The sequence below is a fragment of the Mycolicibacterium llatzerense genome, assembly GCF_025331195.1.
In the GTDB taxonomy this organism is placed as follows: domain Bacteria; phylum Actinomycetota; class Actinomycetes; order Mycobacteriales; family Mycobacteriaceae; genus Mycobacterium; species Mycobacterium llatzerense.
This window is the reverse complement of record NZ_LXOV01000012.1, coordinates 218510-243765: the sequence shown is the minus strand read 5'-3', so window position 1 is coordinate 243765 and position 25256 is coordinate 218510. Positions and strand designations below refer to the sequence as shown.

At 67.4% G+C, this 25256-nt stretch carries 25 protein-coding genes; 14 read left to right on the top strand and 11 right to left on the bottom strand.

Translation table 11 applies throughout. The features are described from left to right. Positions 1 to 218: 218 nt before the first annotated feature. Complete coding sequence (locus A7G45_RS16070; protein ID WP_260938555.1) at positions 219 to 1298, top strand: GGDEF domain-containing protein; 1080 nt, start codon at positions 219 to 221, stop codon at positions 1296 to 1298. Here the strand turns inward: A7G45_RS16070 and A7G45_RS16065 are convergent. Together A7G45_RS16065 and A7G45_RS16060 are read right to left on the bottom strand one after the other, a co-directional pair. Beyond that, positions 1288 to 1977 carry an Rv0518 family GDSL lipase gene (locus A7G45_RS16065; protein WP_344257692.1) on the bottom strand — a complete coding sequence of 230 codons (690 nt, stop codon included), beginning with the start codon at positions 1975 to 1977 and terminating at the stop codon, positions 1288 to 1290. The two genes, A7G45_RS16070 and A7G45_RS16065, sit on opposite strands and share 11 nt — an antisense overlap. A 40-nt stretch (positions 1978 to 2017) precedes the next feature. Further along, positions 2018 to 3238 (bottom strand): acyltransferase family protein, encoded by a 1221-nt coding sequence (locus tag A7G45_RS16060; protein ID WP_260938554.1) that lies wholly within the window; start codon positions 3236 to 3238, stop codon positions 2018 to 2020. Positions 3239 to 3444: 206 nt separating this feature from the next. Between A7G45_RS16060 and A7G45_RS16055 the strand changes: the two genes are divergently transcribed. Together A7G45_RS16055 and A7G45_RS16050 are read left to right on the top strand one after the other, a co-directional pair. After that, on the top strand, positions 3445 to 3741 hold the full coding sequence (locus tag A7G45_RS16055) for a hypothetical protein (RefSeq protein WP_377042003.1): 297 nt from the start codon (positions 3445 to 3447) through the stop codon (positions 3739 to 3741). 33 nt (positions 3742 to 3774) lie between these two features. Beyond that, on the top strand, positions 3775 to 4926 hold the full coding sequence (locus tag A7G45_RS16050; protein WP_260938553.1) for an alkaline phosphatase family protein: 1152 nt from the start codon (positions 3775 to 3777) through the stop codon (positions 4924 to 4926). Between the two features lie 55 nt (positions 4927 to 4981). On the opposite strand, the gene A7G45_RS16045 is transcribed toward A7G45_RS16050, so the two are convergent. Beyond that, positions 4982 to 5173, bottom strand: a complete 192-nt coding sequence (locus A7G45_RS16045) for a hypothetical protein (RefSeq protein ID WP_081936564.1) — start codon at positions 5171 to 5173, stop codon at positions 4982 to 4984. Positions 5174 to 5384: 211 nt separating this feature from the next. Between A7G45_RS16045 and yaaA the strand changes: the two genes are divergently transcribed. From yaaA to A7G45_RS16030, 3 genes are all read left to right on the top strand, one after another. After that, entirely contained in the window at positions 5385 to 6131 is a 747-nt protein-coding gene (yaaA, locus tag A7G45_RS16040) for a peroxide stress protein YaaA (RefSeq protein WP_260938552.1), read from the top strand. A gap of 174 nt (positions 6132 to 6305) precedes the next feature. Then, on the top strand, positions 6306 to 7280 hold the full coding sequence (locus A7G45_RS16035) for a TerC family protein (protein ID WP_260938551.1): 975 nt from the start codon (positions 6306 to 6308) through the stop codon (positions 7278 to 7280). A gap of 41 nt (positions 7281 to 7321) precedes the next feature. Further along, positions 7322 to 8239: an alpha/beta fold hydrolase gene (locus A7G45_RS16030; RefSeq protein WP_260938550.1), complete on the top strand. Its 918-nt coding sequence runs from the start codon at positions 7322 to 7324 to the stop codon at positions 8237 to 8239. Between the two features lie 15 nt (positions 8240 to 8254). Here A7G45_RS16030 and A7G45_RS16025 read toward each other — a convergent pair whose 3' ends face one another. From A7G45_RS16025 to A7G45_RS16010, 4 genes are all read right to left on the bottom strand, one after another. Then, positions 8255 to 9556, bottom strand: coding sequence for a competence/damage-inducible protein A (locus tag A7G45_RS16025; RefSeq protein ID WP_276555239.1), 1302 nt, complete (start codon positions 9554 to 9556; stop codon positions 8255 to 8257). A gap of 43 nt (positions 9557 to 9599) precedes the next feature. After that, positions 9600 to 9857: a hypothetical protein gene (locus A7G45_RS16020; RefSeq protein WP_377042002.1), complete on the bottom strand. Its 258-nt coding sequence runs from the start codon at positions 9855 to 9857 to the stop codon at positions 9600 to 9602. Positions 9858 to 9863: 6 nt separating this feature from the next. After that, complete coding sequence (locus tag A7G45_RS16015) at positions 9864 to 12746, bottom strand: glycoside hydrolase family 2 protein (RefSeq protein ID WP_260938549.1); 2883 nt, start codon at positions 12744 to 12746, stop codon at positions 9864 to 9866. Positions 12747 to 12877: 131 nt separating this feature from the next. Then, positions 12878 to 13615 (bottom strand): glucose 1-dehydrogenase, encoded by a 738-nt coding sequence (locus A7G45_RS16010; RefSeq protein ID WP_260938548.1) that lies wholly within the window; start codon positions 13613 to 13615, stop codon positions 12878 to 12880. A gap of 58 nt (positions 13616 to 13673) precedes the next feature. Between A7G45_RS16010 and A7G45_RS16005 the strand changes: the two genes are divergently transcribed. The 4 genes from A7G45_RS16005 (at position 13674) to A7G45_RS15990 (ending at position 18712) form a co-directional block, all read left to right on the top strand. Further along, on the top strand, positions 13674 to 14453 hold the full coding sequence (locus A7G45_RS16005; protein WP_260938547.1) for an HAD family hydrolase: 780 nt from the start codon (positions 13674 to 13676) through the stop codon (positions 14451 to 14453). A 137-nt stretch (positions 14454 to 14590) separates the two neighbouring features. Beyond that, positions 14591 to 15724 (top strand): nitronate monooxygenase, encoded by a 1134-nt coding sequence (locus tag A7G45_RS16000; RefSeq protein ID WP_043392144.1) that lies wholly within the window; start codon positions 14591 to 14593, stop codon positions 15722 to 15724. Positions 15725 to 15908: 184 nt separating this feature from the next. Continuing rightward, positions 15909 to 16478 (top strand): TetR/AcrR family transcriptional regulator, encoded by a 570-nt coding sequence (locus tag A7G45_RS15995; RefSeq protein ID WP_260938546.1) that lies wholly within the window; start codon positions 15909 to 15911, stop codon positions 16476 to 16478. Further along, positions 16475 to 18712 (top strand): molybdopterin-dependent oxidoreductase, encoded by a 2238-nt coding sequence (locus tag A7G45_RS15990; protein ID WP_260938545.1) that lies wholly within the window; start codon positions 16475 to 16477, stop codon positions 18710 to 18712. The genes A7G45_RS15995 and A7G45_RS15990 overlap by 4 nt, the downstream gene beginning before the upstream one ends. Here A7G45_RS15990 and A7G45_RS15985 read toward each other — a convergent pair whose 3' ends face one another. Next, on the bottom strand, positions 18713 to 19228 hold the full coding sequence (locus A7G45_RS15985; RefSeq protein WP_260938544.1) for a hypothetical protein: 516 nt from the start codon (positions 19226 to 19228) through the stop codon (positions 18713 to 18715). It lies immediately after the preceding gene. Positions 19229 to 19510: 282 nt separating this feature from the next. On the opposite strand from A7G45_RS15985, the gene A7G45_RS15980 reads away from it, so the two are divergent. Further along, entirely contained in the window at positions 19511 to 20770 is a 1260-nt protein-coding gene (locus A7G45_RS15980) for a cytochrome P450 (RefSeq protein ID WP_071286967.1), read from the top strand. Here A7G45_RS15980 and A7G45_RS15975 read toward each other — a convergent pair. Next, positions 20742 to 21086, bottom strand: a complete 345-nt coding sequence (locus A7G45_RS15975; protein WP_260938543.1) for a hypothetical protein — start codon at positions 21084 to 21086, stop codon at positions 20742 to 20744. The two genes, A7G45_RS15980 and A7G45_RS15975, sit on opposite strands and share 29 nt — an antisense overlap. Positions 21087 to 21255: 169 nt before the next feature. Here A7G45_RS15975 and A7G45_RS15970 point away from each other — a divergent pair, with 169 nt between their 5' ends. Further along, positions 21256 to 21999 carry a helix-turn-helix domain-containing protein gene (locus tag A7G45_RS15970; RefSeq protein WP_051954709.1) on the top strand — a complete coding sequence of 248 codons (744 nt, stop codon included), beginning with the start codon at positions 21256 to 21258 and terminating at the stop codon, positions 21997 to 21999. Here the strand turns inward: A7G45_RS15970 and A7G45_RS15965 are convergent. Next, positions 21989 to 22696, bottom strand: coding sequence for a L,D-transpeptidase (locus tag A7G45_RS15965; RefSeq protein WP_081936594.1), 708 nt, complete (start codon positions 22694 to 22696; stop codon positions 21989 to 21991). The genes A7G45_RS15970 and A7G45_RS15965 overlap by 11 nt on opposite strands. Positions 22697 to 22856: 160 nt before the next feature. Next, positions 22857 to 24164, bottom strand: coding sequence for a DUF7159 family protein (locus A7G45_RS15960; RefSeq protein WP_456094108.1), 1308 nt, complete (start codon positions 24162 to 24164; stop codon positions 22857 to 22859). 376 nt (positions 24165 to 24540) lie between these two features. On the opposite strand from A7G45_RS15960, the gene A7G45_RS15955 reads away from it, so the two are divergent. After that, positions 24541 to 24747 (top strand): hypothetical protein, encoded by a 207-nt coding sequence (locus A7G45_RS15955; protein WP_260938541.1) that lies wholly within the window; start codon positions 24541 to 24543, stop codon positions 24745 to 24747. Between the two features lie 80 nt (positions 24748 to 24827). Beyond that, the gene (locus tag A7G45_RS15950; RefSeq protein WP_260938540.1) at positions 24828 to 25244 is read left to right on the top strand and encodes a DUF6188 family protein; all 417 of its coding nucleotides are present in this window, start codon (positions 24828 to 24830) and stop codon (positions 25242 to 25244) included. The last annotated feature ends 12 nt before the right edge of the window (positions 25245 to 25256 follow it).

Sequence of the window (25256 nt, the reverse complement as noted above, 5' to 3'; positions counted from 1 at the left end):
CGACGTGCTGCGCGCCCGCAGGAAAATCACCCGAACCGGTGAAACCGGCGTGCCGATTCGCCGACGGCTGCCGAGCCTCAGGCTGAACGTCTGCGCAGAGTTTGCCGACGACCGCCAATACCACGTCACGCGGTTGTTAATCTGCTGCATATGCAACGGAGCGTGACACGCCGCCCGGTTCGCCGGTCGGCTGCAGTGGGAGACCGTCGGGTACCCGCATGACCGCTGCCGGACAGAATCACTATTACTGGCTCACCTCGCTGCTCGCCGCCAGCGGCCTGCAGACCCGAACCTGCCGGGTGATCGCCGCGCTCAACGCGCTGCTCGGTGTGGTTCCCGTGGTGCTGATGCTCAGTCCGGCCGGGCCGCACGGCCCGGTGCGCCAGGCGATCGCCATTGTGATCGGGGTCTTCGCGATCGGCGTCGGCGCCGTCTGGCTGCGGCATGCCTGGCCATCTCAGCGGTTCTCGGCAGTATCGGTGTCCCTCGGCGCCATTCCGATGAGCGCGGCCTGCCTGATCATGTCGGATCCGATGCTCGGACTCCTCGCGACCACCGCATTCATCTTTTCCAGTGGATACGTGGCCTTCCTGCACCGCCCGAGCGTGCTGGCCGGTCCGTGGACTCTCGGCGGACTCACCGCGGGCTACCTGGCGGTGCAGATCGGATCGGATGATCCCGCCCTGGCGGTCTGCGCCGTCTTGATCATCGCGCTGCTCAACGTCTTCGTGTTCTTCACCTGCCGCGTGGCGATCGGGCTCAGCTCGACGGATATCCACCACAGCGAGATCGAGCCGCTGACCGGTCTGCTGAACACCGACGGCTTGTACTCGCGCGCCGCCAATCTGCTGGCGGCCCGGAACCGGCAGGACGACCGTCACATGGTGCTGGCCGTCGTCAGCATCGACAGCTTCCCGCTGCTGTCGTCGATGTCCGGACCCCGGCGCGCCAACCGGGCCCGCATCGACGTCAGCCAGGCGCTGCGGGAGACGGTGCGCCGCAACGCGATCGCCGCGCACATCTCCGACAGTGACTTCATCATCGCGGACACCTTCACCACCCCCGATGCGTCGCCACTGATCGACCGCGTCCAGGGCGCCATGAAGTCCACGCCATCACGGGTGACCGCGAGCATCGGGGTGGTGGTCACGCCATTGGCCCCGCTGACGGTTCACCCGCCCGAGATCGTCATCGACGCGTTGCTGGCCGCCGCGGCGGGAGCCATGGAACATGCCCGCGAGGACGGCGGCAACGACGTCCGCTACGACGTGCGGGACGACCTGCCGATCAACGAATAGGCAGTTCGGCTCTGATCCGCGGCGCGATGAGGCCAGCCAGGTAATCGTGTCCGGCGTCGGTCGGGTGGACGCCGTCGGGCGCGATCAGATCGGGACGGTCGACGAACCAGCGCTCGGCGATCGGGTCGATGAACGTGGCGCCGGCCATCCCGGCCTGCATTCCCAGCACGTCCCGAATCTGCAGCACCGCGGGCGGCACGTCGGCCGTGGGCCACGGCGGCCCGATCACCAACAGCTTGGCACCGGGCGCCGTCGCCCGCGCCTGCATGAACGCGTCGTGCGCCATCCCCGACAGCTGCATGAGATCGGCACCCTGGTCGTTGCGGGAGCCGAAGAACACCACGAGGGCGTCGTCCGGCCGCACCGCACGCGCCGTCAGATCCCGGAAGATGCTGCCGTGGTCGCCGCGCACCACGTACCCGGCCCGGCCTTCGGCCGCGACGTCGGCGGTGATCGGCACCCCCCACGCATCCAGGTTCCGGTCCGCTTGCGCCGGCCAGCTCCGCGGACCCTGGCCCCCGAAATTGGTGCCATTGGTGTACGAGTCACTGATCACCGCGACGCGGTCGGGCGGCGTCCCCGGACGCACGCTCGAGTATGCGTGCGCCGACCCGGGTGCACTCACCACAGACACCACGCACAGCACAGCTGCCAGCAACAAAGCGGTCAGATGACGCACTGCTCTCCCATGATCCAGTCGGTCCTACGACGTTTTCCGGTCAGCCCGCCCGTTCGGCGCGCTCGACGTCGTCGTCAGATATCGCCTGCAGTTTACGTTGTCCTGCAACAGCTTTCGATCCGTCCGCCGGGCCGACCATGCGGCGCATCCAGTGCCTCGCCGGTTCTTCGACGTAGTGGAACAGCACCACCGCGCCGGCGAAGGAACCGGCCAGCAGCGCCAGCACGATGAACTTGGTCCCCCAGCTCGCGGTCATGTCGATGCGGTACTGGGCAGCGGCCCAGTTCCAACTCTGGTGCACCAGCTCGTGGACCATATATAGGCTGAACGACACCTTGCCGCCGTAGACCATGACCCGGGTCGACAGCAGCGCGGGCAGGGTCCCGGTGCCGACCGACAAGGCCACCACCAGCGGCAGGAAGAAGATGTCGACGAGGCCGAAGTCGTCCCGGATCGTCGGGATCGGATGCGCGTCGAACCAGTACACGAGGCCCACGATCACAGCCAGCAGCACCACCGACAGCACGCCGGCGACGGTCCGGCCGCGATCGGTCAAGTTCAGCTTGCGCACGGCAGCGCACGCCAAGGCGCCTGCCGTGAACTGCAGGACGATGCGCGGCAGCCAGCTCCAGGGCGTGTAGAACTCGCCCGTCGCGGCCAGGAAGAGTATCGGCGGCAGCGTCGCGGCGAACGCCAGCCACAGCAGGGCGCGCGCCCTGCTGGCCCGGGCGACCCGGAACAGCACGATGACGAGCAGCCCGAACAACAGGTAGGCCAGCCATTCCGCGCTGATCGACCAGGCCGGGCCGTCCCAGCTGGAGTTGTCGAAGTACGGCACCACCCACAGCTGGACCAGGAACAGCTGGCGCAGGTAGTTGGGGCCGGTCAGGGTGGCCGCCGCCTGCGACGGGAAATCACCGACGTTGAGCGTGAAGATGATCCAGGCGACCGCGAGGTGCATGGTGACCAGGTAGACGGGCCAGACCCGGGCCAGGCGCAACCAGAGGAAATGCAGCGTCGCGCGGGTCGACCAGGCCGGACCCATGCGCTCGAGGTAATTCCAGGTCAGGACGAAACCGCTGAGGATGAAGAACAGGTCCACGCCCTGGGCGCCGCAGTCGAGAATCGGGGCGAGGGCCTCGCTCAAGGGCGGTGATGCCTGCTGCAGCAGCGGACGAAAGTGGAACAGCACCACCCATACTGCGGCGACGATGCGCAGGCCGGACAGTGCCTTGATCTCACCGCTCGGCACAACACTCATGACGGGAAAAGGGTAACAGCGGTGACGACGTGGACCCTGATCGGAAACCTGTGACTTTCCTTGGCTGACACTCCCGACCGCGGGATACGCGATCGAAATTTTTTGTCGGCGAAAATGGCGCTGCTACCAGTAAGGCTGCTCACAGAATTCAACTGAGAGGGCACCAGTGGCTGGAATATCCAGCCTTTCGGGAGCATTCTGTAGACATGCTAATTAGGCGGAAGTTCACGACATCGGCGGTCGCCGCGGTGGCCGCCACAGCAGCGATAGTGGCCGCTCCAGCGGCTGCGATGACGCTCTCCGGAAGCTTCGGGCCGGACCGGGCTGTGGTTGCCGACAACGGCTACGGCGGACCTGACGGCCAGGGCGGCGGAGGCGGCTGCGGCGACGGAGCCAACTGGCGGGGCTGCGGCGGCTGGAGCCCGGGCTCCGGCGGATTCGGCCACGGCTGCATCAACGGCATCTGTGGCGGCTGGGACGGCAATCGCGGCTGGGGCGGATAGCCCCTCACACCCGAAATCCCTAAGCTCGCGGCCATGGATGTGCCGAGCCCGTCACCCGACGCATTGCATCTGGCCGACGTGGTGCCCGCCGTGTTGGCGGCGATGGGAGTGACCGACGCCCAACTCGAAGGCGTGCACCACCACATCGACCTGCCCGACGGCATTCGGGGCGCATGCGTCCTGCTCATCGACGGGCTCGGGGCCCAGTTGCTCGACGCCTACGCCGACGACGCCCCCGTGCTCGCCGGACTTCGCGGCCGGAATCTGCGTGTCGGTTACCCCTCGACCACCAGCGCGGGCCTGGCGGCGGTGGGCACCGGCCGGCGCTCCGGCGAGCACGGCATGGTCGGTTACTCGTTCCGGATTCCCGACCACGGGGTGGTGAACACGCTGCGCTGGACGCCACATCCGTTCGGCGCCGATCTGCGCGACGTGCTGGTGCCCGAGGACGTCCAACCGCTGCCGACCACGTTCGGTCAGGCCGCCGCTGCCGGCATGGCCGTCAGCGTCATCTCGGGTGCCGAATTCACCAATTCGGGATTGACTCGGGCGGTGCTCCGCGGCGGACAGTACGTCGGGGTGCATCGGCTCGGTGACCTCGCGGCGCGGGTACAGCAGGCCGTCACCGATGGCGGATTCTGCTACGGCTACCACGCCGATCTCGACATGCTCGGCCATCTGTACGGCGCTGGGTCGACCGCCTGGCGAATGCAGTTGCGGCAAGTCGACCGGCTGGTCGAATCGATCGTCGATGCGCTACCGGCCGGTGGACTGCTGGCGGTCGTGGCCGATCACGGCATGGTCAACCTCGACGAAGCCGACGTCGTCGACCTCGATTCGCGTTCGGATCTGCTGGACGGCGTCGTCGCCGTCGCCGGGGAGGCTCGGGCCCGGCACGTCTATGTCGCCGACGGGGCGGCCGACGCGGTCGCCGACCGCTGGCGAGAAACGTTGGGCGCCAAGGCCTGGGTCCGCACCAAAGAGCAGGCCATCGCCGAAGGTTGGTTCGGTGCGCGGGTCAGCGACGCGGCACGGAGCCGGATCGGTGACGTCGTGGCAGCGGCGCGGGACAACGTGGGATTGGTGCGTCGGACGGTCGAACCCCTGGAATCAGCCCTGATCGGACAACACGGGTCGTGGACGGATGCCGAGCAGCTGGTCCCGCTGCTCATCGCTGTTGGTTGACCGGCGGCTTTTGGTTGAGCGCAGCGCTCGGACAACCGAGAAGGAAGGCGCCGGATTACTCCGGCTTCAGATGCGCGTCGTCGGCGAAAACCAGAGTTCCGCTGTCGAGCAGGACAGCCCAGCGGCGTGCCGCGTCGACAATATGGTTCTCGCCGACATCGACCGAATAACCCGCATGATCGCCGTAATCCTCGACGATCACGCCACGCACGTCCTTGGCGTCGCCGCGGTTGACACGAACCCGCATGTCAACGGCGAACTTGGCGTTCCTACCCATAACCACCCCAGCATTCCCTGGTAATCACCGCAGGTACGGAACCTCGGCCTACCGACCTCAGCCCCGACGTCAGTAGGTACCGAACTTTAGGCCACCTCAACCACAGCGGCAAAGCAAACACCCACGATTGACACGTTGATGGTACGCACCGTACCGATAGCTGTCGGATACCGTCTTCGCCGTGATCGTGCTGCTACCGCCCTCGGAGACCAAGCGCCCAGGTGGCGACGGACCACCACTGCGGCTCGGCACGCTGAGTGTGCCGGAACTCACGCCGCTACGGACGGCCCTCGTCGGCGAACTCGTCGCGCTCGCCGCCGATCCGGAAGCCAGCCGCAAAGCCCTCGCCATCTCCGCCTCGCAGGATTCCGAGATCGCCCGCAACGCGGAGCTGCTCAGCGCCCCGACCATGCCGGCCATCGACCGTTACACCGGGGTGCTGTACGACGCCCTCGACGTCGGGTCGCTGCGCGGTGCCACCGCGACCCGCGCCCGTGCCCGCCTGGCAGTCGGATCGGCCCTGTTCGGGCTGCTGCGCGCTGACGACCAGATTCCGGCGTACCGGCTGTCGGCATCGTCGAAGCTGCCCGCGGGCGGCACCCTGGCCAGCCGGTGGAAGCCCGTCCTGGAACCCGTGCTGGCCCAGCTCCAGGAGCAGGAACTCATCATCGACCTGCGGTCCGGCTCATACGAGGCGCTCGGCAAGATCCCCGGCGCGGTGACGGTAGACGTCTACACCGAACACTCCGACGGACGCCGCACCGTGGTCAGCCACTTCAACAAGGCCCACAAGGGCCGGTTGGCGCGTGCCCTGGCCGGCAGCCGGGCCGAACCGAGCGACGCCGCCGCGGTAGCCGCCGTCGCACGTCGCGCCGGCATGCGGGTCGAGCGCGACGGCGCACAACTGACCGTGCTGGTCACGGCGTGACACCCGGCCGCGGCGCCAGCCCCGACGACTGTCTGCGATAATGAATATCGAGGGGAGTATTCCTTCGCCGCGGTGTCGTCATCACGTTGCCCAACGTCGGGTAGCCGGTGCTGCGGGCCGTTGCGGCGGCGGTAGAGACCTCGGTCGCTCACTGACGCCCGGAGGCGCCCCCGCATGAATGTTTCTACGCTTGAATGGTCCATCACCCTCGGGGTGACGATCGCCGTACTCCTCTTCGACGTGGTGGTGATCGGCCGCAGGCCACACGAACCAACCACCCGCGAAACCGCCGGCTACCTCGCCACCTACATCGGGCTCGCTATCGCCTTCGGCATCTGGGTGTGGCAGTTCCACGGCGGTGACTACGGAGTCGAGTACTTCGCCGGCTGGCTCACCGAATACAGCCTGTCGGTCGACAACCTCTTCATCTTCCTGATCATCATGGCCAGCTTCAAGGTGCCCAGGGTCCTGCAGCAGCAGGTCCTGCTGATCGGCATCATCCTGGCGCTGATCTTCCGCGGCATCTTCATCGCCCTTGGCGCCGTTGCCATTTCGCAGTTCTCCTGGATCTTCTACGTGTTCGGCGCGTTCCTGGTGTACACGGCGGCCAAGCTGGTGCGCGACACCGAGCACGACGACGACGCCGAGAACTCGATGGTGCGGTTCGCCCGCAAATACCTGAAAGCCTCCGACCAGTGGGACGGCTCCCGGCTGCACACCGTGGTGAACGGCAAGCGCGTACTGACCCCGATGATCCTGGTCATCATCGCCCTCGGCACCACCGACCTGCTGTTCGCGCTCGATTCGATCCCGGCGATCTACGGCCTGACCCAGGAGCCGTACCTGGTCTTCACCGCCAACGTCTTCGCGCTGATGGGTCTACGCCAGCTGTACTTCCTGCTCGGCGACCTGCTCAAGCGGCTGGTGTACCTGTCGCAGGGCCTGGCCTTCATCCTGGCGTTCATCGGCGTGAAGCTGGTCCTGCACGCGCTGCACGAGAACACGCTGCCGTTCATCAACGGCGGTGAGCCGGTGCACGTGCCGCAGATCCCGACGCTGCTGTCGTTGGCGGTCATCATCGTCACGCTCATCGTGACGACGGCGGCCAGCCTGTGGAAGACGCGCGTCGACGCCCGCAGCGCAGGGTAGCCGCAGGCCGCCGCCGGTTCTGGGGGTGCGACAATTCGGCCATGGTCATGTCGATTGAGCGCCCGAAGCTGGAAGGCAACATTGCCGTCGGCGAGGACCGCCAGATCAGTTTTGCCGAGTTCGGGAACCCCCAGGGACGAGCGGTGTTCTGGCTGCACGGGACACCCGGTGCGCGCCGGCAGATCCCGACCGAGGCCCGCACCTTCGCTGCGCGCAAGAACATCCGGCTGATCGGCATCGACCGGCCGGGCATCGGCTCGTCGACGCCGTACCAGTACGAGAACGTGCTCGGATTCACCGACGATCTGCGCACCATCGCCGACACCCTCGGCATCAACCGGTTCGCGGTGATCGGCCTGTCCGGCGGCGGCCCCTACACGCTGGCCACCGCGGCCGCGATGCCCGACCGGGTGGTGATGGCCGCGGTGCTCGGCGGCGTCGCCCCGTTGATCGGTGAGGACGGCATCAGCAGCGGGCTGATGGAGCTGGCCAAGATCGTCCGCCCGGTCCTCGAGGTCGCCGACACCCCCATCCGCTGGGTGGCGGGGTCACTGATCAAGCTGATCGGGCCGTTCGGCTCCCCCGCTCTCGACCTGTATGCCCGGATTTCCCCGGACGGTGACCGAAACCTGTTGAGCCGTCCGGAGTTCAAGGCGATGTTCCTCGACGATCTGCTCAACGGCAGCCGCAAGCAGCTGGCGGCGCCGTTCGCCGACATCGTGGTGTTCGCCCGCGACTGGGGCTTCCGGCTGGAGGACATCAAGGTGCCGGTGCGCTGGTGGCACGGCGATGCCGACCACATCGTGCCCTACGCCCACGGCGAGCATGCGGTGGCGCGGATTGCCGATGCCGAGATGTACACACTGCCAGGCGAAAGCCACCTGGCAGGCCTGGGCGTACCCGAAGACATCCTGACCAAGATTCTCGAGGTCTGGGACGCCGACCTGGCCGCGCAGTAGGGTCAGGCTGCTCCGTCAGACACTGACGGGCAGACCGCTGAGCACCCGGCGCAGCATGTGCATCGCAACGGTCGTCGACCGCTCACGGATGTCCGCCCGGTTGCCCGGCAGGTGGATGGTCCGCGTCTGGGTCGTGCCGTCGGCCAGGCCCACACTGAAACACACTGTGCCGACCGGCTTTTCCTCACTGCCGCCGCCGGGGCCGGCGATGCCGGTGATGCCCACGGCGATGTCGGCACCGAGTCGCCGCAGCGCGCCGGCCGCCATGGCCTCGGCGACCGGTTCGGATACCGCACCGTGGGTGGCGATCAATGCGGGATCGACGCCGAGCAGCTCGGCCTTGGCCTCGTTCGAGTACGACACGACGCCACCGGCCAGGTAGGCCGACGAGCCGGGCCGGTCGGCCAACCGGGCCGCGAGCAGGCCGGCCGTGCACGACTCGGCGGTCGCGATGGTGCGGCCCGAAAGCAGTTGCGCCACTTGGTCATCGACCAAGGTTCCGTCCTCGGAGTAGACGTCCCGCGGATGGCGCTCGCGGAGCAGCGCGGCCAGTTGCCGGTAGCTCTCGGCGGCGTCGGGTTCATAGCGGGTGACGATCTCCAGCTCGCCGCGGCGCAGACACGTGGTGATCTCCAGGCCCGCGAAACCGGGCACCAGGGTTTCCGCTTCGCGCAGGGTTTCGGCCAGCCCCGACTCGGGCAGGTCGAACATCCGGATGGTCTCCTGCCGGTAGATGGTGCGCCCGGCGACCGCCCGCTGCGCCGTCGCCGTCTCGATGGCGCGGTGCCACATCGGCCGGAGTTCACGGGGCGGCCCGGGGAGCACGATCACCGTCGGCCCGCCCCCGGCCCGGGTGACCACGACGCCCGGCGCCGTACCCACGGGGTCCAGAATCTCGACGCCGTCGGCGCTCCCACCCTTGGGCACCAGCGCCTGCTTGCGGTTGGCCGCGCGCACCGCGTCGAAATCGGCGCCCGGGAACCGGCCCATGAAGGACCGCAGGATTTCGGCGATGCGTTCCTCGAGCGGCTCGTCGAGCACCAGCTCGCGGCCACAGAACTTGGCGACCACGGCGACAGTCATGTCATCGGCCGTCGGTCCGAGACCGCCGCTGGTGACGATCAGGTCGACGCCCTGGCCGGCGAGGAAATTCAGTTGGGCCTCAATGTCTTCGGGCCGATCCCCACAGATGGTGATGTGGGCGAGTTCCACGCCGAGTTCCAGCAACTGATCCGCCAGCCACGGCCCGTTGAGGTCCTGGACCCGTCCGGTGAGAACTTCGGTCCCGGTCACCACGATGCCCGCACGCACACCCATGGCGATCACAGTACGACGGTGCCGGACGGTACTGCGGACTGAGTCAGCCCGCCAGCCAGGCGCGCACGGTGTCGAGGTCGCGCGTGTAGGTCTCCATGATGTCGTCCTGGAAGCGGGAGCTGCCGCTGATCGCGTCGTCACCCTGCCAGATGACCCGGACCCGGGACGCGCCACGCAGGTAGATATCGACGCGGTCGTCCGTACGGCGCTGCCACCCCTTTTCGGCGGTGTATGCGGCGAGTGCGGAACGTTCGTCAGCCACCTCGTGGGCCATCAGCTTCTCCTTCGTCTGTGCGTTCATCATGTCTCATGCGCCGGGCCGCGGGACCCGCGGTACCGCATCGGGCGCCGCGGGCCGGACGTCCGGCTCAGCCAGACCAGGACCGGCCACCGCGGCCCGCGAGGCGGCGTCCATCGTTTCCTGCGGCGCGGGGCCGCCCGCCACCGGGACCGTCACGGGTGGCGTGTTGTAGCCACCGACCCGGACCCAGCCCGCGTTCACCCCAGGTTTCGGCACCAGCCCGCGAACATGCGCGGTCTCCCCCGGATAGACGGTCACGTAGTTGTCGCTGTACTCGATGGGCAGGATCTCGTCGGCATCGGGAGCGGTTGTCAGCTCCGCCCGCTCGAAGAACGCGACCTGCTTGGTCGGATTGCGCAGCGTGATATCGACGACCTGCTGACCGTCACCATTCACCGAACCGGCGGCGCTGACCTCCAGCCGGGCCTTCGTCATGTAGTTGAGCGGCGTCATGTCCGCCCACGCGGTCTGGTGCAGCTCGAAGGCGACGTCCTTGCCGGGTTCTCCGATGTCGCCCTGCTGGGACTGCCAGTAGTCGTTGTCCGCGACGACCTCGCCGATCGGGTTCACCAGCTCGCACCGGACGAAGAACACCCGGGAATCGGGCACCACCCGTGGCAGTGTCACGGCCACCGCGGCGGCGCCGGAGGCCACGTCGTACGGGTCACTGATGCGGTCGTCGCGCATGGTCCCGTTGATGTCGTACACCCGGGTGCGGACGCGGAGCCCGACGACGTTCTCCGGGCTCTGGTTGACGATGCTCACCTTGGCGGTGCTGTGATCGCCGGTGGCGTACGAGTCGAACGTGACCGACAGCGGCTGCAGGCCCTTCTTCGCTCCGTAGTACGCACCGCCAGGCCGTAGGTAGTAGTCGAAGATGTTGCCGAAGAACGACGGCCAGTGGTTGTTGAGCATCCAGTAGATCGTCATCTTGCGGTCCGCCCAGCCCAGAGCGGCGAACGACTCGAACTGGGCCCGCGTCGCCTCGTAGTGGGCCAACTGTGCCTTGCGCGCGAATTCCTCAGCGCCAGTGGATGATCCGTATCGCTGGACGATCGCGGTGCGGATGCTCGCCAAGGCCTCGTTGCCGGGGTTGGAACCGGCGTGGAAGTACCACATGTCGTTGATCGGCCAGAGCTTGTCCGGCGGAATGAACTTGCGCAGGCTCGCGAACGGCGGGATGTGCTCGTTGTCGCCCTGCTCGGCCGACGCGCCCCGGGCGGCGGCGTACTCCCCGTCGAACCAGTACGCGGGCGCCCGCCAGGTGTACGGGCCGGCCATCTGGATGCCGTCCCACAGCCGGTTACCCGACGAATCGGTGGTGTAGGACGACACCGTGTCGACAACGGCGTTCTGCCAGTGCAACTTTCGCAGAATCTCGTGGTACTGCTCCAGGATGTCGGCCGGCGGATGTCCGTCGCTGGCGTTGGCCCAGACGAATGCGGACGCATGTGAACGCAGCATCAGGATCTGCGAGCGCAGACTGTCCTGCGCGACCCGGTGATCCTCCTGGTCCCACTGTGGCCACTTCTCCCACTGGTTGCAGCACATCCAGCCCACCATCAGCGGGATGCCCAGCTCGTCGGCCCGCTCGATGAAGCGCGCACCGGGAATCTTGGATTCCATCCGGATCATGTTCAGACCCAGATCCTTGACGTAGCGCAGGATCGCGTTGTCGCGGTCGGGATCGTCGCGGTACAGCAGGTCGGGGGTGTAGGTGGCCCCGCGCGCCAGGAAGTCCCGGCCGTTGACCTTCAGGTAGAAGTTGCCGCCGGAACCCAGCTGCGGGAACTCCTCGCTGCCGTCGCGGCCCTGCTCGATGGAGCGGATGCCGAACCGCTGCTTCAACTCGTCGGTGGTCTGGCCGTACTGCAGGAACTGCAGCCGCAGGTCGTACAGGTCGGGCTTGCCCATCGTGTACGGCCACCACAGGTCCGGGTTGCCGATCCGCAGCGCCTCGTAGTCGTTGGGGCTGAACGTGACGTCGCGGCTCTCCCCCGGCCCGAGCGAGACCGGTCGCTCGATCTCGATGTCCGACTTACCGGCGCGGGTGATGGTCGCCCGCACCACGCCGTTGACCCGTTGGTCGGAGTAGTTGGTCAGGCCGGACCGGACGCTCAGCTGGGCGCTGTCGGTACGCGGCAACGGCAGCTGGCTGTTCACGGTGGCATCGGTGATCGCCACATCGCCGGACATCTTCAAGGTGACCGGCTTGAGGATGCCGGCATTGCGGTCCGAGACGAACGAATTGCCGTTGGCCGGGTTCTTCCCCGGCCCCTGGTAGCCGAGGTAGTTCCAGTTGATCCAGTCGAACCAGCTGTCGGCCAACTCCACGCCGTCGACATCCTGCAGCGCCCGCTCCGGGGTGACCTTGACGGCCAGCGTGTTGGCGCGGCCGCGGTCGATCCACTTCGACACGTCCAGGGTGTGGTCGACGTACATGCCCGCGATCTGTCCGCTGTCGGCGATCCGGTGCCCGTTCAGCCAGATCTCGGCCCGGTAGTTGATGCCGGGAAAGTTCAGTCGGTAGGTCGAGTGCCCGGGCGGCGCGACGAACGTCGTGCGGTACCACCAGTCCTGCTTGTACAGGTCCTGCGGCACCTTGGTCAGCAGGTTGTCGCCGTAGTAGAGGTCCGGGTAGGTGCCGTCGTCCTCGAGCGCCTGCAGCACCGTCGCCGGCATGTGCCGCACCTGGTGCCAGCCGGCACCGGTCGCGCCGAACCCGTCGGTGCTGAGCTGCGCGCCGGTGGCCGCCATGCCCTGCGCCGAGGCCAGCTGCCAACCCTGCGCCAACTCGACCTCTGCGGCCGGGCTCATGGGCCTCAGCAGGCGCGGCAGATCACCGGTGCAGGCGAACAGCAGCACCAGGAAAATGACAGCACCCAGCACTGCACCGCGGCGCAACTCGGTTGATATAGCCCTGCTCCCTCCGGATCTGAACGCGCTTCAACAAGGGGGATACGCGATGTGGGGGCTCCTCATTGTGCCCCGTCAGACCGGTAGTTCCAGAAACGTTGAGGTCAGAACTTGTGCGGCACGTCGGTCGTCAGACCGCCGTCGACGACGAACTCGCTGCCGGTGGCAAACGACGATTCGTCGCTGGCCAGGAACACCACAAAGGTCGCTACCTCATCGGCCTGCCCGGGCCGGCCCAGCGGCGCGGTCATCATGTCGTCGGGGAAATATTTGGTCATCGGCGTGCGGATGAAGCCGGGCAGCACCGAGTTGACCCGGATCTTGTCCTTGCCCAGATCGATGGCCGCCGACTTGGTCAGCCCGCGCACCGCCCACTTGGACGCGACGTACGGATGCAGCAGCGTCGCGCCGCGCATGCCCTCGATGGACGAGATGTTGATGATCGAACCGCCGCCGGCCTCCCGCATCGGCGCGACCACCGCCTGCATGCCGAGAAAGGTGCCGGTGAGGTTGACGTCGATGCACTTCTGCCACTTGGCCATGTCGAACTCGCCGATCTTGCCGAGGGCGGTGATGCCGGCGTTGTTGACCAGGACGTTGAGCAGACCGAACTGCTCGGTCGCGGTGGCGACCGCGGCGGCCCACTGGTCGGCGTCGGTGACGTCGAGGTGCACGTAGCGCGCGGCGTCACCGAGTTCGGTGGCCAGCGCCGCGCCCGGTTCGTCGAGGATGTCGCCGATGACGACCTTGGCGCCCTCGGCGACGAGCATGCGGGCGTGCGCCGCACCCATCCCCCGTGCGCCACCAGTGATCAGTGCAACTTTGCCGTCCACGCGTCCCATGACGGGTCAGGCTACCGCCCGGCCGATGGGCAGCCGGGCATCCCGGCATACTGGGAACATGTCTGCGCCGAACGCCGGGCCGATCACGGGGCCGATCACTGCGATCGACGCCGATGACCGTGGCGCGACGAGCTCGAACGTCGGTGCCTTCTTCGACGTCGACGGCACGCTGGTGTCCGGTTTCATCGCGACGGTCCACGCCGCGCACCGGTTCCGGCAGCGGCAGGCCGCCTTCGGCGAACTGACCGGCATCCTCGAGGCGACAGTGCGATACAAGCTGCGCCGCATGGAGTTCGAGCGACTGCTGATTCGCGCCGCCGGCTACATGCGGGGCGAATCGCTGGCCGAGCAGGAGTCACTCGGCGAGCAGCTGTTCCACAGCCACGTCCAGGCCAGGATGTTCCCGACGATGCGCGAGATCGTGCGTGCCCATCAGCGGTCGGGCCACACGGTGGTGCTCAGTTCGTCGGCGCTGACCATGCATGTCATGCCGCTGGCCCGCTACCTGGGTGTCGAACACGTCATCTGCAATCACTTCACCGTCGACGGCGACGGCACCCTCAGCGGTGACATCGTCCGGCCCATCGTCTGGGGCCACCGCAAGGCCGCCGCGGTCGCGGAGTTCAGCCAGGCCAATTCTGTTGACCTGCAACAGAGTTACTTCTACGCCGACGGCGACGAGGACCTGCCGCTGATGCGCGCCGTGGGGCACCCGATTCCGGTGAATCCGCGCCCCGGGCTGGCCGCCGAAGCGGACCGCCTCGGCTGGACGGTGGTGCGCGCGGCAGCCCCATCCGGCCACCGGACCGGTTGGCTACGACGACTAGTGCGGCGCTGACCGTCAGGAACGGTATTCGCCCCGAATCTGGGCCCCAATGCGCGCGTGGCCTTGCGCGCCGGACTGTCACGCGGTACTAAATTAGAACACGTTTCAGTTTTGCCACTACGGCTTCGGCACCAGCACAAGGAACTCCTATGCGCACCGCTCTCTGCGATCAACTCGGCATCGAATACCCGATCTTCGCCTTCACCCACTGCCGCGACGTGGTCGTGGCAGTCAGCAAAGCCGGCGGTTTCGGCGTCCTGGGCGCCGTCGGTTTCACTCCTGAGCAGCTCGAGATCGAGCTGAAGTGGATCGACGAGAACATCGGCGACCACCCCTACGGCGTCGACATCGTCATCCCCAACAAGTACGAGGGCATGGACCAGGTCGACCTGGATCCCGAGGTGCTCAAGAAGCAGCTCAACGCCCTGGTACCGCAGGAACACCTCGATTTCGCGAAGAAGATCCTTGCCGACCACGGCGTGCCGGTCGACCACAGCGACGACGATGCCCTGCAGCTGCTCGGCTGGACCGAGGCCACCGCAACCCCACAGGTCGAGGTCGCTCTGCAGCACCCGAAGTGCACCCTGATCGCCAATGCGCTGGGCACGCCGCCCAAGGACATGATCGACCACATTCATGCCGAGGGCCGCAAGGTGGCGGCACTGTGCGGCTCGCCGTCACAGGCCCGCAAGCACGCCGATGCCGGCGTCGACATCATCATCGCCCAGGGTGGCGAGGCCGGTGGACACAGCGGTGAGATCGGCTCGATCGTGCTGTGGCCCCAGGTCGTCAAGGAGGTCGCGCCGGTACCGGTGCTGGCCGCCGGCGGCATCGGCAGCGGCCAGCAGATCGCCGCGGCACTCGCCCTCGGCACGCAGGGCGCGTGGACCGGTTCGCAGTGGGTGATGGTCGAAGAGAGCGAACACTCCGAGCAGCAGCACGCCGCGTACGCCAAGGCGAGCAGCAAGGACACCGTGCGCAGCCGGTCGTTCACCGGCAAGCCGGCGCGCATGCTGCGCAACGATTGGACCGAGGCCTGGGAGCAGGAAGGCAACCCGAAGCCGCTCGGAATGCCGTTGCAGTACATGGTTTCCGGCATGGCCGTCGCCGCGACGCACAAGTACCCGAACGAGAGCGTCGACGTCGCGTTCAACCCCGTCGGCCAGGTGGTCGGCCAGTTCACCAAGGTCGAGAAGACGTCCGCGGTGATCGAGCGCTGGGTGCAGGAGTACCTGGAGGCCACCGGCCGGCTCGAGGAATTGAACGAAGCCGCGTCCGTGTGATCGCGGCCGCCGGTGCTGGCGTCCATCGCCGCCTACCACCGGGAGCCTGACGATGCCTGCGCCTCGGATTGCGGTCAGCATGTGACTGCAATCCGAGGCGCAAGCGTTCGGCACGCGCAGGCATAGACCGCGGTCTGCCGATTATGTATGGTTGCATACATAATCGGCGAAGGGGACCACAGCCATGGCCAGCCCGCGTGACCGCATGATCGTTTCTGCGGCGCTGCTCATCCGCGAGCGGGGCGCGCATTCGACGGCCATCGCCGACGTGCTCGCCCACAGCGGAGCGCCGCGCGGCTCGGCTTACCATCACTTCCCCGGCGGTCGGACCCAACTGCTCTGCGAGGCAATCGATTTCGCGAGCGATCACGTCGCCCGCCGAATCGCCAAGGCCGGCACCGCACTCGAAGCGCTCGACGTGCTGGTCGACGGGTTCCGCACCCAACTGACCGACAGCGGATTCCGGGCCGGTTGCCCGGTGGTCGCGGTCGCCGTCGAGGCCGACAACCCGCCCGTCATCGAACGGGCCGCCGCTGCCTTCACCCGCTGGCTCGACCAACTCGAAGAACAGTTGCAGGCCGACGGAGCCGCCCCCGAGCAAGCCGCCGAGTTGGCCATGCTCGCCACCACCGCCATCGAAGGCGCCGTCGTGGTGGCCCGTACCACCGGCTCGACCACCCCACTGGACCTCGTGCATCGGCAGCTACGCGCCCTCGTGTCTGCCGCGACAACACAACGGAAGGCGTCGTCATGACCGAAACCCAGGAGTGGCAGTCCACCGCCTGCATCCTGTGCGAATGCAACTGCGGCATCGTCGTGCAACTCGACGGCCGCACGCTGTCGAAAATCCGTGGCGACAAAGCGCATCCAGCCTCGCAGGGTTACACGTGCAACAAGGCACTGCGCCTGGATCATTATCAGAACAACCGCAGCCGCCTCACCTCGCCGATGCGCCGCAGGCCGGACGGCAGCTACGAGGAAATCGACTGGGACACCGCGATTTCCGAGATCGCCGAGGGCTTCTCACGCGTCCGCGACGAGTACGGCGGCGACAAGATCTTCTACTACGGCGGCGGTGGCCAGGGTAATCACCTGGGCGGCGCCTACAGCGGCGCCTTCCTCAAGGCACTCGGCGCCCGGTACCGGTCAAATGCGTTGGCGCAGGAGAAGACCGGTGAGTTCTGGGTCGACGCACAGCTCTACGGCGGACATACCCGCGGCGAGTTCGAGCACGCCGAGGTGTCGGTATTCGTCGGGAAGAACCCGTGGATGTCGCAGAGTTTCCCGCGCGCACGCACCGTGCTGCAGGACATCGCGAAGGATCCGCAGCGGTCCATGATCGTCATCGACCCGGTACTGACCGACACCGCCAAAATGGCCGACTTCCACCTGCGGGTGCGGCCCGGCACCGATGCGTGGTGCATCAGCGCGCTGGCCGCGGTCCTGGTTCAGGAAAACCTTTGCGACGAGGCGTTTCTCACCGAGCATGTGACCGGCGTCGAACCGGTCCGGGACGCGCTGCGCGCAGTGGACGTCGACGACTTCGCCCAGCGCTGCGGCGTCGACGCCGAGCTGTTGCGCGCCGCTGCCCGCCGGATTGCCGGTGCGGCAAGCGTTTCGGTGTTCGAGGATCTCGGCGTTCAGCAGGCGCCGAACAGCACGCTGGTCTCCTACCTGAACAAGATGTTGTGGATCCTGACCGGCAACTTCGCCAAACGCGGTGGGCAGCACCTGCATTCGTCGTTCGCGCCGCTGTTCGCGGCGGGCGGCGTCGGCCGCTCGCCGGTGACCGGTGCTCCCATCATCGCCGGGCTGCTGCCGTCCAATGTGGTGCCGCAGGAGATCCTGACCGACCATCCGGACCGGTTCCGGGCGATGATCGTCGAGAGCAGCAACCCCGCCCATTCCATCGCCGACTCGGCCGCGGTGCGCGACGCGCTCGAGGCGCTGGAACTGCTGGTCGTCGTCGACGTCGCGATGACCGAGACGGCGCGGCTGGCCCACTACGTGCTGCCCGCCGCCAGCCAGTTCGAGAAACCCGAAGCGACGTTCTTCAATCTCGAGTTCCCGCACAACACCTTTCACCTGCGGCACGCCCTGATGACGCCGCTGCCCGGCACCTTGCCCGAACCCGAGATCTGGGCGCGGCTGGTGCGCGCGCTGGGCGTCGTCGACGACGCGGAACTCGACCCGCTGCGCCGCGCCGCCCGCGACGGCCTCGACACCTACCTAGGGGCATTCTTCAGCGCAGTGGGCGCCAACCCGTCACTGGGCCGGGTGCTGCCCTATGTGCTGTACGAAACCCTGGGCCCGGCGCTGCCGGACGGTCTGGCCGGTGCGGCAGCGTTGTGGGGACTGGCCCAGAAAGCCGCGATGACGTATCCCGACGCGGTCCGCCGGGCCGGCCACGCCGATGGCAACGCGCTGTTCACCGCCATCCTCGAAGGCAAGTCCGGGGTGACGTTCACGGTGCACGAGTACGAGGACGACTGGAACCTGGTCAGCCACAGCGACCGGCGCATCGCCTTGGAGATCCCCGAGATGCTCTCCGAACTCGGCGCGCTCGCCACCGATCGGCCGCCGCTGATCTCCGACGACTATCCGATCGTGCTGTCGGCCGGCGAGCGCCGGGCGTTCACCGCCAACGACATCATCCGCGATCCCGGCTGGCGCAAGCGTGACGCCGACGGCGCGCTGCGGGTCAGCGTCGAAGACGCAGCGGCGCTGGGCCTGGTCGACGGTGGCCGCGCCCGGATCACCACCGCGGCCGGCAGCGCGGAAGCTTCGGTGGAGGTCACCGACGTCATGCTGCCCGGACATGCCTCGCTGCCGAACGGTTTCGGGCTGGACTTCACCGACGCAAACGGCGAACAGCAGGTGCCGGGCGTGGCCCCCAACAACCTGACCTCGGCCGACTGGCGCGATGAGTTCGCGGGCACCCCATGGCACAAACACGTGCCGGCCCGGATCGAAGCGCTGACGGCCTAGCTATTCCGGGGGCGCCGGAACGTCCACGGGGGCAGGCGGCTCCGGGGCCGGCGGCGGGACCGGTGCCGGCGCCTGCGGCCCGGCCGGCATGCCTGCGGGAGGTGCTGCGTCGGCATCCATGGGGCGCTGCGCCAGCAGCACGAGGGCCTGCTTCGGGCTGATCTCGCGCTCCTGGACGGCATGCCAGACGTCGCGCAGATACGACAGTTGGTCGGTGTCCTGGGACCCTTCGGCGGTGCTCGTCGTGTACGGCGGCAAATTCTCCGGGCTGGACAGGTGCGGCACCGGGGTGGCATTCGCCACCGGGACCGGCTTACCGGCCGGCACCGGCTTGGGAGCAACGGGCGGCGGCGGGTCGATCGGGGCCGCCGCGAGATCGACCGCCGAGCTGTCGCCGGACTTGGTGTCCGGCGCGGCGTCGTCGGCCCATGCCGCCGCGGCCGACCCGATCGGCAACAGCAACGCTGCGCAGGCCAGCCCTACGGCGCGGATTCTGGCGTCGTCAAGGATCCTCATCTGAAGCCCTCCCGTGCATGTCCGGTAACCAATGGTGCTACAGGTGACTGCGGTAATGCTGGGAAATTGCCGGATCAATCTGGTGCGACCGTACGAATCCCCGATCGCGGACATCGCCCCGACGACGACTCACGCGCCGAAATTGCTACGACGAATAGTGCACGGCAAATCAGCAGCCATCGGCATTCACCCAGAATCTGAGCCGAATTATCGGCATAACCTTGCGGCCCCGACCTCCACGCGGTACTAAATTGAAACACGTTGCAGAGTGAGGAGCGCCACATGTCGGCACCCAACATCCCAGCTGGATTCGACTTCACCGACCCCGACATCTACGCCCAGCGGCTGCCGGTCGCCGAACTCGCCGAACTGCGGCAGGTCGCGCCGATCTGGTGGAACGAACAGCCCATGGGCAAGGGCGGTTTCGATGACGGTGGCTACTGGGTGGTGACGCGGCACAAGGATGTCAAGGAGGTGTCGCGGCGCAGCGACGTGTTCTCCAGCCAGGAGAAGACGGCCATCCCCCGGTACCAGGACGGCACCGTCACCGAACAGATCGAGCGCGGCAAGTTCGTGCTGCTGAACATGGACGCGCCGCATCACACCCACCTGCGCAAGATCATCTCGCGGATGTTCACCCCGCGGGCCATCGAACTGCTGCGGGACGAACTGAGCAAGCGGGCACAGCAGATCGCGCAGGAGGCAGCCGCCAAAGGCTACGGCGACTTCGTCGAGCAGGTCTCCTGTGAGCTTCCGCTGCAGGCGATCGCCGGCCTGATGGGCGTGCCACAGGAAGACCGCAAGAAGCTGTTCGACTGGTCCAATCAGATGGTCGGCGACATGGACCCCGAATTCGCCGGCAACGACGCCATCACCGCGTCGGTCGAACTGATCATGTACGGCATGGCCATGGCCGCCGACCGGGGCGCCAACCCGCGCGACGACCTGGTGACCCGGCTGGTCCAGGCCGACGTCGAGGGCCACAAGCTCTCCGACGACGAATTCGGATTCTTCGTCATCCTGCTCGCGGTGGCCGGCAACGAGACCACCCGCAACACCATCACCCAGGGCATGATGGCCTTCGCCGAGCACCCGGACCAGTGGGAACTGTTCAAGCGGGAACGTCCCGCGACGGCCGCCGACGAGATCGTCCGCTGGGCCACCCCGGTCACCTCGTTCCAGCGCACGGCAACGCAGGACACCGAGCTCGGCGGCGTGCCGATCAAGAAGGGCCAACGGGTGGTGATGTGCTACCGGTCGGCCAACTTCGACGAGGAGGTGTTCGACGACCCGTACGCGTTCAACATCATGCGCGACCCCAACCCGCACGTCGGCTTCGGCGGCACCGGCGCGCACTACTGCATCGGGGCGAACCTGGCCCGGATGACCATCGACCTGATGTTCAACGCGATCGCCGACCACATGCCCGACCTGCGTCCGCTCAGCGAGCCGGAGCGACTGCGATCCGGCTGGCTGAACGGCATCAAGCACTGGCAGGTCGACTACACCGGCGCTAACGCGAAACCAGCTGTTGCGCAGTGACCTTGGGCCGATCCGGGTAGTCCAGAAGCGACTGCCAGTAATCGTCGGACAACTCCTGGCCGGAGCGCAGCACCATCGCCAGGCCGGTCGCCATCGCGACGCCGAGCAGGCCGAGCCACAACCCGGTGACGGAGATGATCACCCATAGCGCCGTGGTGAGCGCCGGCCACGGCGACACCACCAGCAACACCGGCGCGAAGAAGAAACCGGTACCGACGTACCAGGCCGATCCGGTTCGATCGGCCGCCATGACCGCCCGCAGCCAGATCGGCGGCGCCTTCGTCGACGGTTCGCTTGTGGGGTGGGTCGTGCGCATCTCGATCGCCTCCTGGTGCGTTGTCGGACGATTCGAGCCTGTCCCCATCAGGTAATTGCGGCAATTACCTGACAGGTAGTCGCCACCGAGACGTGCAGCCGCGACACTGGAGAGCGTGACCGCCGCCACCGCTGCCCCACCGCACTCGCCGCAACCGTTCGGAACCCTCATGCGGCAGTGGCGGCAACGGCGGCGCATCAGCCAGCTCGACCTGGCGATCGAGGCCGACGTGTCCGCGCGCCATCTCAGTTTCATCGAAACCGGCCGTTCGACGCCGAGCCGGGCCATGGTGCTCAAACTCGGCAGTGTGCTGAATGTCCCTGCGCGAGAACAGAACCGGCTGCTGCTGGCTGCCGGGCACGCGCCCGTGTACGCCGAGCGGGCACTCGACGACCCGGAAATGAGCGCGGTGCGCACCGGGATCGACCGCGTGCTCGCCGCGTATGAGCCGTTCCCGTGCCTGGCCGTCGACCATCTGTGGAACATCGTGGCCGGCAATGCCGGCATCGTGGTACTGCTCGAGGGCGTGGCTCCCCCGTTGCTGGAATCGCCCAACGCCCTTCGCATTTCGCTGCATCCGGACGGGTTGGCGCCCCGGATCCGCAATCTGGGACAGTGGCGCCACCACGTGATCGGGCGGCTGCGGCGTGAGGTGGCCAGCAGTGCGTCGGCCCAGCTTCACGACCTGTTGACCGAGATCGAGGCCTACCCCGGTGGAAACGTCGAATCGTCCGATCTGGGCGGCGTCGCGGTACCGCTGGAGATCGACGGCCCGGACGGCCAGGTGCTGACCTTTCTCAGCACCGTGACCACCTTCGGCACGGCGCTGGACCTGACTGCCGTGGAATTGAGCATCGAAGCATTCCTGCCCGCCGACGACGCGACGGCGCAGGCGCTGCGGTCTACGAGTTGATGATGATCGGGTCGCCGATGTTCACCTGGTTGTAGTACCAGGACGCGTTGTCGGCGCTCAGGTTGATGCAGCCGTGGCTGACGTTCGAATAGCCTTGCTGCCCAACGGACCACGGCGCGCCGTGCACGTAGACGCCACCCCAGGTGACCCGCACGGCGCTGTACACCGTCAGCTTGTAGCCCTCGGGATCATTGAGCGGGATGCCGATGGTCCGCGAATCCATGACGACGGGGTTCTGCTTCTCCAGCGCCGTGAACGACCCCACCGGTGTCGGGTGCTTCGGCTTGCCCATCGATGCCGGCATGGTCTTCACGACCTGGCCGTCGATGCTCACCGTGAAGGTGTGCCCGCTGATGCTCGCGACTCCCAGCGTGGCCGAGCCGGTCTCGAACGACTGCTTGGCCCCGCCGACCGACACCTTGATGGACGAGTGCGCAGGCCAGTAGGTGCTGGGCGTGAACTGCACGCGGTTGTCGGCCAGCCAGGCGAACGTACCGGCGGGCGCCTTCGTCATCTTCGGCGACGAGAACTCGATGGTGCGTTCAGCGCGCACCCGGTCCGCGACCGGCTGGCTGAAGGTCACCGTGACGGGCATCCCGACACCGACCACGGCACCACTGCCTGGCGTGATCATGGCGACCGGAAGGGACTCGGGCAATGCCGCGACAGCAGCACCCACGGAGCCGCTCAGCATCATCACCGCAGATGCGGCAACGGCCAGCGCATAACGCACAGTTTTGGGCAAGGGGTCCATCCTCAGGTCCGAGATACGTTCACTACATATCGTAGTTCGACGGCGGCGTTACTTTCGTTAGCCGCACGCCGTCGGCCCAGCCGAGGCGGTTCGACCTCGGGGTTTACTGCGGCGGTGCGGCGGGCTCGGCCGGCGGGGCCGCATCGGTGGGCGCCGGAGCGACGGGAGCTGCCGGAGCCGGGGCCTCCGCCGGCACCGCGACGGCGACCGAATTCGACGGCATTTCCGCCGGTGGGATGTCCGTGGCGGCGGGCGGCACATCGGCGGGCGGCTGGCCCTCGGGATGTGCTGCCGGGTCCGGTTCGACGGCGGGAGCCGGCTGCGGTTCGAGGATCGGTGCGTCCGACAGCGGTGCCTCGACCGGTGCCGACACCTCGGCCGACGGCTCGGCGGCGGGCACCACGTGGACCGTAGGAGGCTGGACGGGCGCCACCGCCTGCTCGGCGGCAGCGGGCCGCGGGCTCTTGGTGACGGACGTCGACCCGGCGCCATGGGCGGGCAGGAACTGCAGCGTGACGGCCATCGACACGGACGCCACGAAGGCCGTCGACCCGACGGCCAGCATGGTCAGGGGCAGCGCGGGCGAGCTCGACACCTGCTGCCACCGCGACGAATTGCGCGTTCGATGCCGTCCCACCGGAACCACCGCGTTGCGCTCGAACGCAGCGGCGGCCTCGAACGGGTCGAAGGTCGGGTCCCAGCCGAAATCCTGACCGGCCCATTCGTCCGGACGGGGCTCGTCGCCGAAGAAGTACGGCTCGGACAGGTCGGATTCGCCTGATCGCACGGATACCAGCGCCGCACCGCGGGCCAGCGCCAAATCTGCTTCTTCCGGGGTGAACACCGGCACCGAGAGCGCGTCCTGCAGGCCCGGCAGAATCGCCTCGAAGTTACCGGCGGACCCGATGACCACCAGCGCCTCCGGCTGCCAGTCCGCGCGGGCGAAAACGGAGCTGAGCCAGCTGGTCAGCACCGACCTGGAGCCGATGCAGTGGTTCACGGCCGTGTGGACGGCGCCGCTGGCCGCATGCACGATCATGGTGATCGCGAATTCCGGCTCGATGGTGCACACCGCCGTCGTCCCGCAGCCCAATGCGTCCGCGATGCCGCGGGCCACGGCCTCGTTGGCCTCCGGGAAGCGAACCGGCACCACATTGTCGAAACCGGAATCCGACAGCGACTGCATCAGCATCGAGGCCTCGACGTCGGCGTCGTCGCTCCACGTCAGTCCGATCGACTTGAGCCGCAACCCGCGCGTTGCCGCCCGCGCCTCGCTACGCAGTACGGCAGCGGTGGCATCCCCGGAGTTCATGATCTCGACGGCGTCGTGGTCCATGGTGAACCCGTCGACGTCATTGCCCTCTACCAGTACCAAGCCGATGGACGACGGAGTCATGGCCAAACCGAGCACCGCGTCCACGCAAACAACCCCTTCAAAACCGCATGGTGGCGCCGCACGATCCGCGATGACGCGCGCTTGGGCGGGCGAAAACTATCCGGAATCGTGGTGAGAAAAGCCACCCTTTGACCGCTGACCTTACCCGTTACCTGGGCCACAGGGCACCCGTCCGCAGGCCACCGACCTGCGATTATTTGCCAGCTTCCCACGGCCCTGTGTTCAAACCGTTATCAGCATTTGCCATCTCCACGACGGCCGGTCGGCGTGGCAGCGAACCGTCGCGGCCGAATGACCGCGCCGCGTTGGCCTAGTTGTGACCTGTCGCTGCTGGTTCCTGTGATGCGGCGGCGCGAGAATTGACGACAAGACCGGCCAGGAGGTCAGCATGATGACGGCACCGCCCCTCACCCCACCCACCGTCGTATCGCATGACGAGGTGGGCGTTCATGTTCGCGGGCTCGGCTGCTCCTATGCGACGTGCACCTGCGGCTGGACCGCGCGCCCCCGGCACCTGCGGGCTGCTGCCGAGCAGGACGCCTGGACGCACTCCATGGAATCGGGCTGCGCGCTGGCCTTCCCCCTCGTCAACCGGTAGCGCTCACTGTTCCAGGCCACCCGGACCCGCTCAACGTCGCGCGTTGTTGCGCGTCGGGCCAGGTCGTAACACAGTGGGTTATGACCGAACAGTGGATAAAAGGATGCGCAGTGCAGCGGATCTCCTTCCGCGACGGACTGGTGCTGGACATGGAGGACTACAACGAGCTCGTCATCTCGGCGCCCCTGGCACTGACCCTGCCGGCCACCGAGACCGACCCGCAGGAAGTCGTTGCGATCAATCCGGCCGACGTGCGCAAGCAGGAACGGCCGTTGTTCGATTTCGCCGGCCAGAAGTGCACGCACGCCGAATGGGACGACAACGGCAGCCTGCACCTGGCGTTCGCGGACGGACACCGGATCGACGTGCCCACCGACCAGGAGCACACCTCCTGGGAGCTCTACGGCAAGCGCCATGGCTACGCCGCGTGCCTGCCGCGGGGGCAGGTACGCGTCGTCCGGCACGACTTGCCGGACGACGAATCCGTCAACAGCTGACCGCGCGTCCGT

Excerpts from the sequence above, each read along its gene's own strand:
- A7G45_RS16070 (WP_260938555.1), top strand. The coding sequence starts at position 219 with ATGACCGCTGCCGGACAGAATCACTATTACTGGCTCACCTCGCTGCTC.
- A7G45_RS16060 (WP_260938554.1), bottom strand. The coding sequence starts at position 3,238 with ATGAGTGTTGTGCCGAGCGGTGAGATCAAGGCACTGTCCGGCCTGCGC.
- A7G45_RS16055 (WP_377042003.1), top strand. The coding sequence starts at position 3,445 with ATGCTAATTAGGCGGAAGTTCACGACATCGGCGGTCGCCGCGGTGGCC.
- A7G45_RS16050 (WP_260938553.1), top strand. The coding sequence starts at position 3,775 with ATGGATGTGCCGAGCCCGTCACCCGACGCATTGCATCTGGCCGACGTG.
- A7G45_RS16045 (WP_081936564.1), bottom strand. The coding sequence starts at position 5,173 with ATGCGGGTTCGTGTCAACCGCGGCGACGCCAAGGACGTGCGTGGCGTG.
- A7G45_RS16035 (WP_260938551.1), top strand. The coding sequence starts at position 6,306 with ATGAATGTTTCTACGCTTGAATGGTCCATCACCCTCGGGGTGACGATC.
- A7G45_RS16030 (WP_260938550.1), top strand. The coding sequence starts at position 7,322 with ATGGTCATGTCGATTGAGCGCCCGAAGCTGGAAGGCAACATTGCCGTC.
- A7G45_RS16025 (WP_276555239.1), bottom strand. The coding sequence starts at position 9,556 with ATGGGTGTGCGTGCGGGCATCGTGGTGACCGGGACCGAAGTTCTCACC.
- A7G45_RS16020 (WP_377042002.1), bottom strand. The coding sequence starts at position 9,857 with ATGAACGCACAGACGAAGGAGAAGCTGATGGCCCACGAGGTGGCTGAC.
- A7G45_RS16010 (WP_260938548.1), bottom strand. The coding sequence starts at position 13,615 with ATGGGACGCGTGGACGGCAAAGTTGCACTGATCACTGGTGGCGCACGG.
- A7G45_RS16005 (WP_260938547.1), top strand. The coding sequence starts at position 13,674 with ATGTCTGCGCCGAACGCCGGGCCGATCACGGGGCCGATCACTGCGATC.
- A7G45_RS16000 (WP_043392144.1), top strand. The coding sequence starts at position 14,591 with ATGCGCACCGCTCTCTGCGATCAACTCGGCATCGAATACCCGATCTTC.
- A7G45_RS15995 (WP_260938546.1), top strand. The coding sequence starts at position 15,909 with ATGGCCAGCCCGCGTGACCGCATGATCGTTTCTGCGGCGCTGCTCATC.
- A7G45_RS15990 (WP_260938545.1), top strand. The coding sequence starts at position 16,475 with ATGACCGAAACCCAGGAGTGGCAGTCCACCGCCTGCATCCTGTGCGAA.
- A7G45_RS15985 (WP_260938544.1), bottom strand. The coding sequence starts at position 19,228 with ATGAGGATCCTTGACGACGCCAGAATCCGCGCCGTAGGGCTGGCCTGC.
- A7G45_RS15980 (WP_071286967.1), top strand. The coding sequence starts at position 19,511 with ATGTCGGCACCCAACATCCCAGCTGGATTCGACTTCACCGACCCCGAC.
- A7G45_RS15975 (WP_260938543.1), bottom strand. The coding sequence starts at position 21,086 with ATGCGCACGACCCACCCCACAAGCGAACCGTCGACGAAGGCGCCGCCG.
- A7G45_RS15970 (WP_051954709.1), top strand. The coding sequence starts at position 21,256 with ATGCGGCAGTGGCGGCAACGGCGGCGCATCAGCCAGCTCGACCTGGCG.
- A7G45_RS15965 (WP_081936594.1), bottom strand. The coding sequence starts at position 22,696 with ATGATGCTGAGCGGCTCCGTGGGTGCTGCTGTCGCGGCATTGCCCGAG.
- A7G45_RS15955 (WP_260938541.1), top strand. The coding sequence starts at position 24,541 with ATGACGGCACCGCCCCTCACCCCACCCACCGTCGTATCGCATGACGAG.
- A7G45_RS15950 (WP_260938540.1), top strand. The coding sequence starts at position 24,828 with ATGACCGAACAGTGGATAAAAGGATGCGCAGTGCAGCGGATCTCCTTC.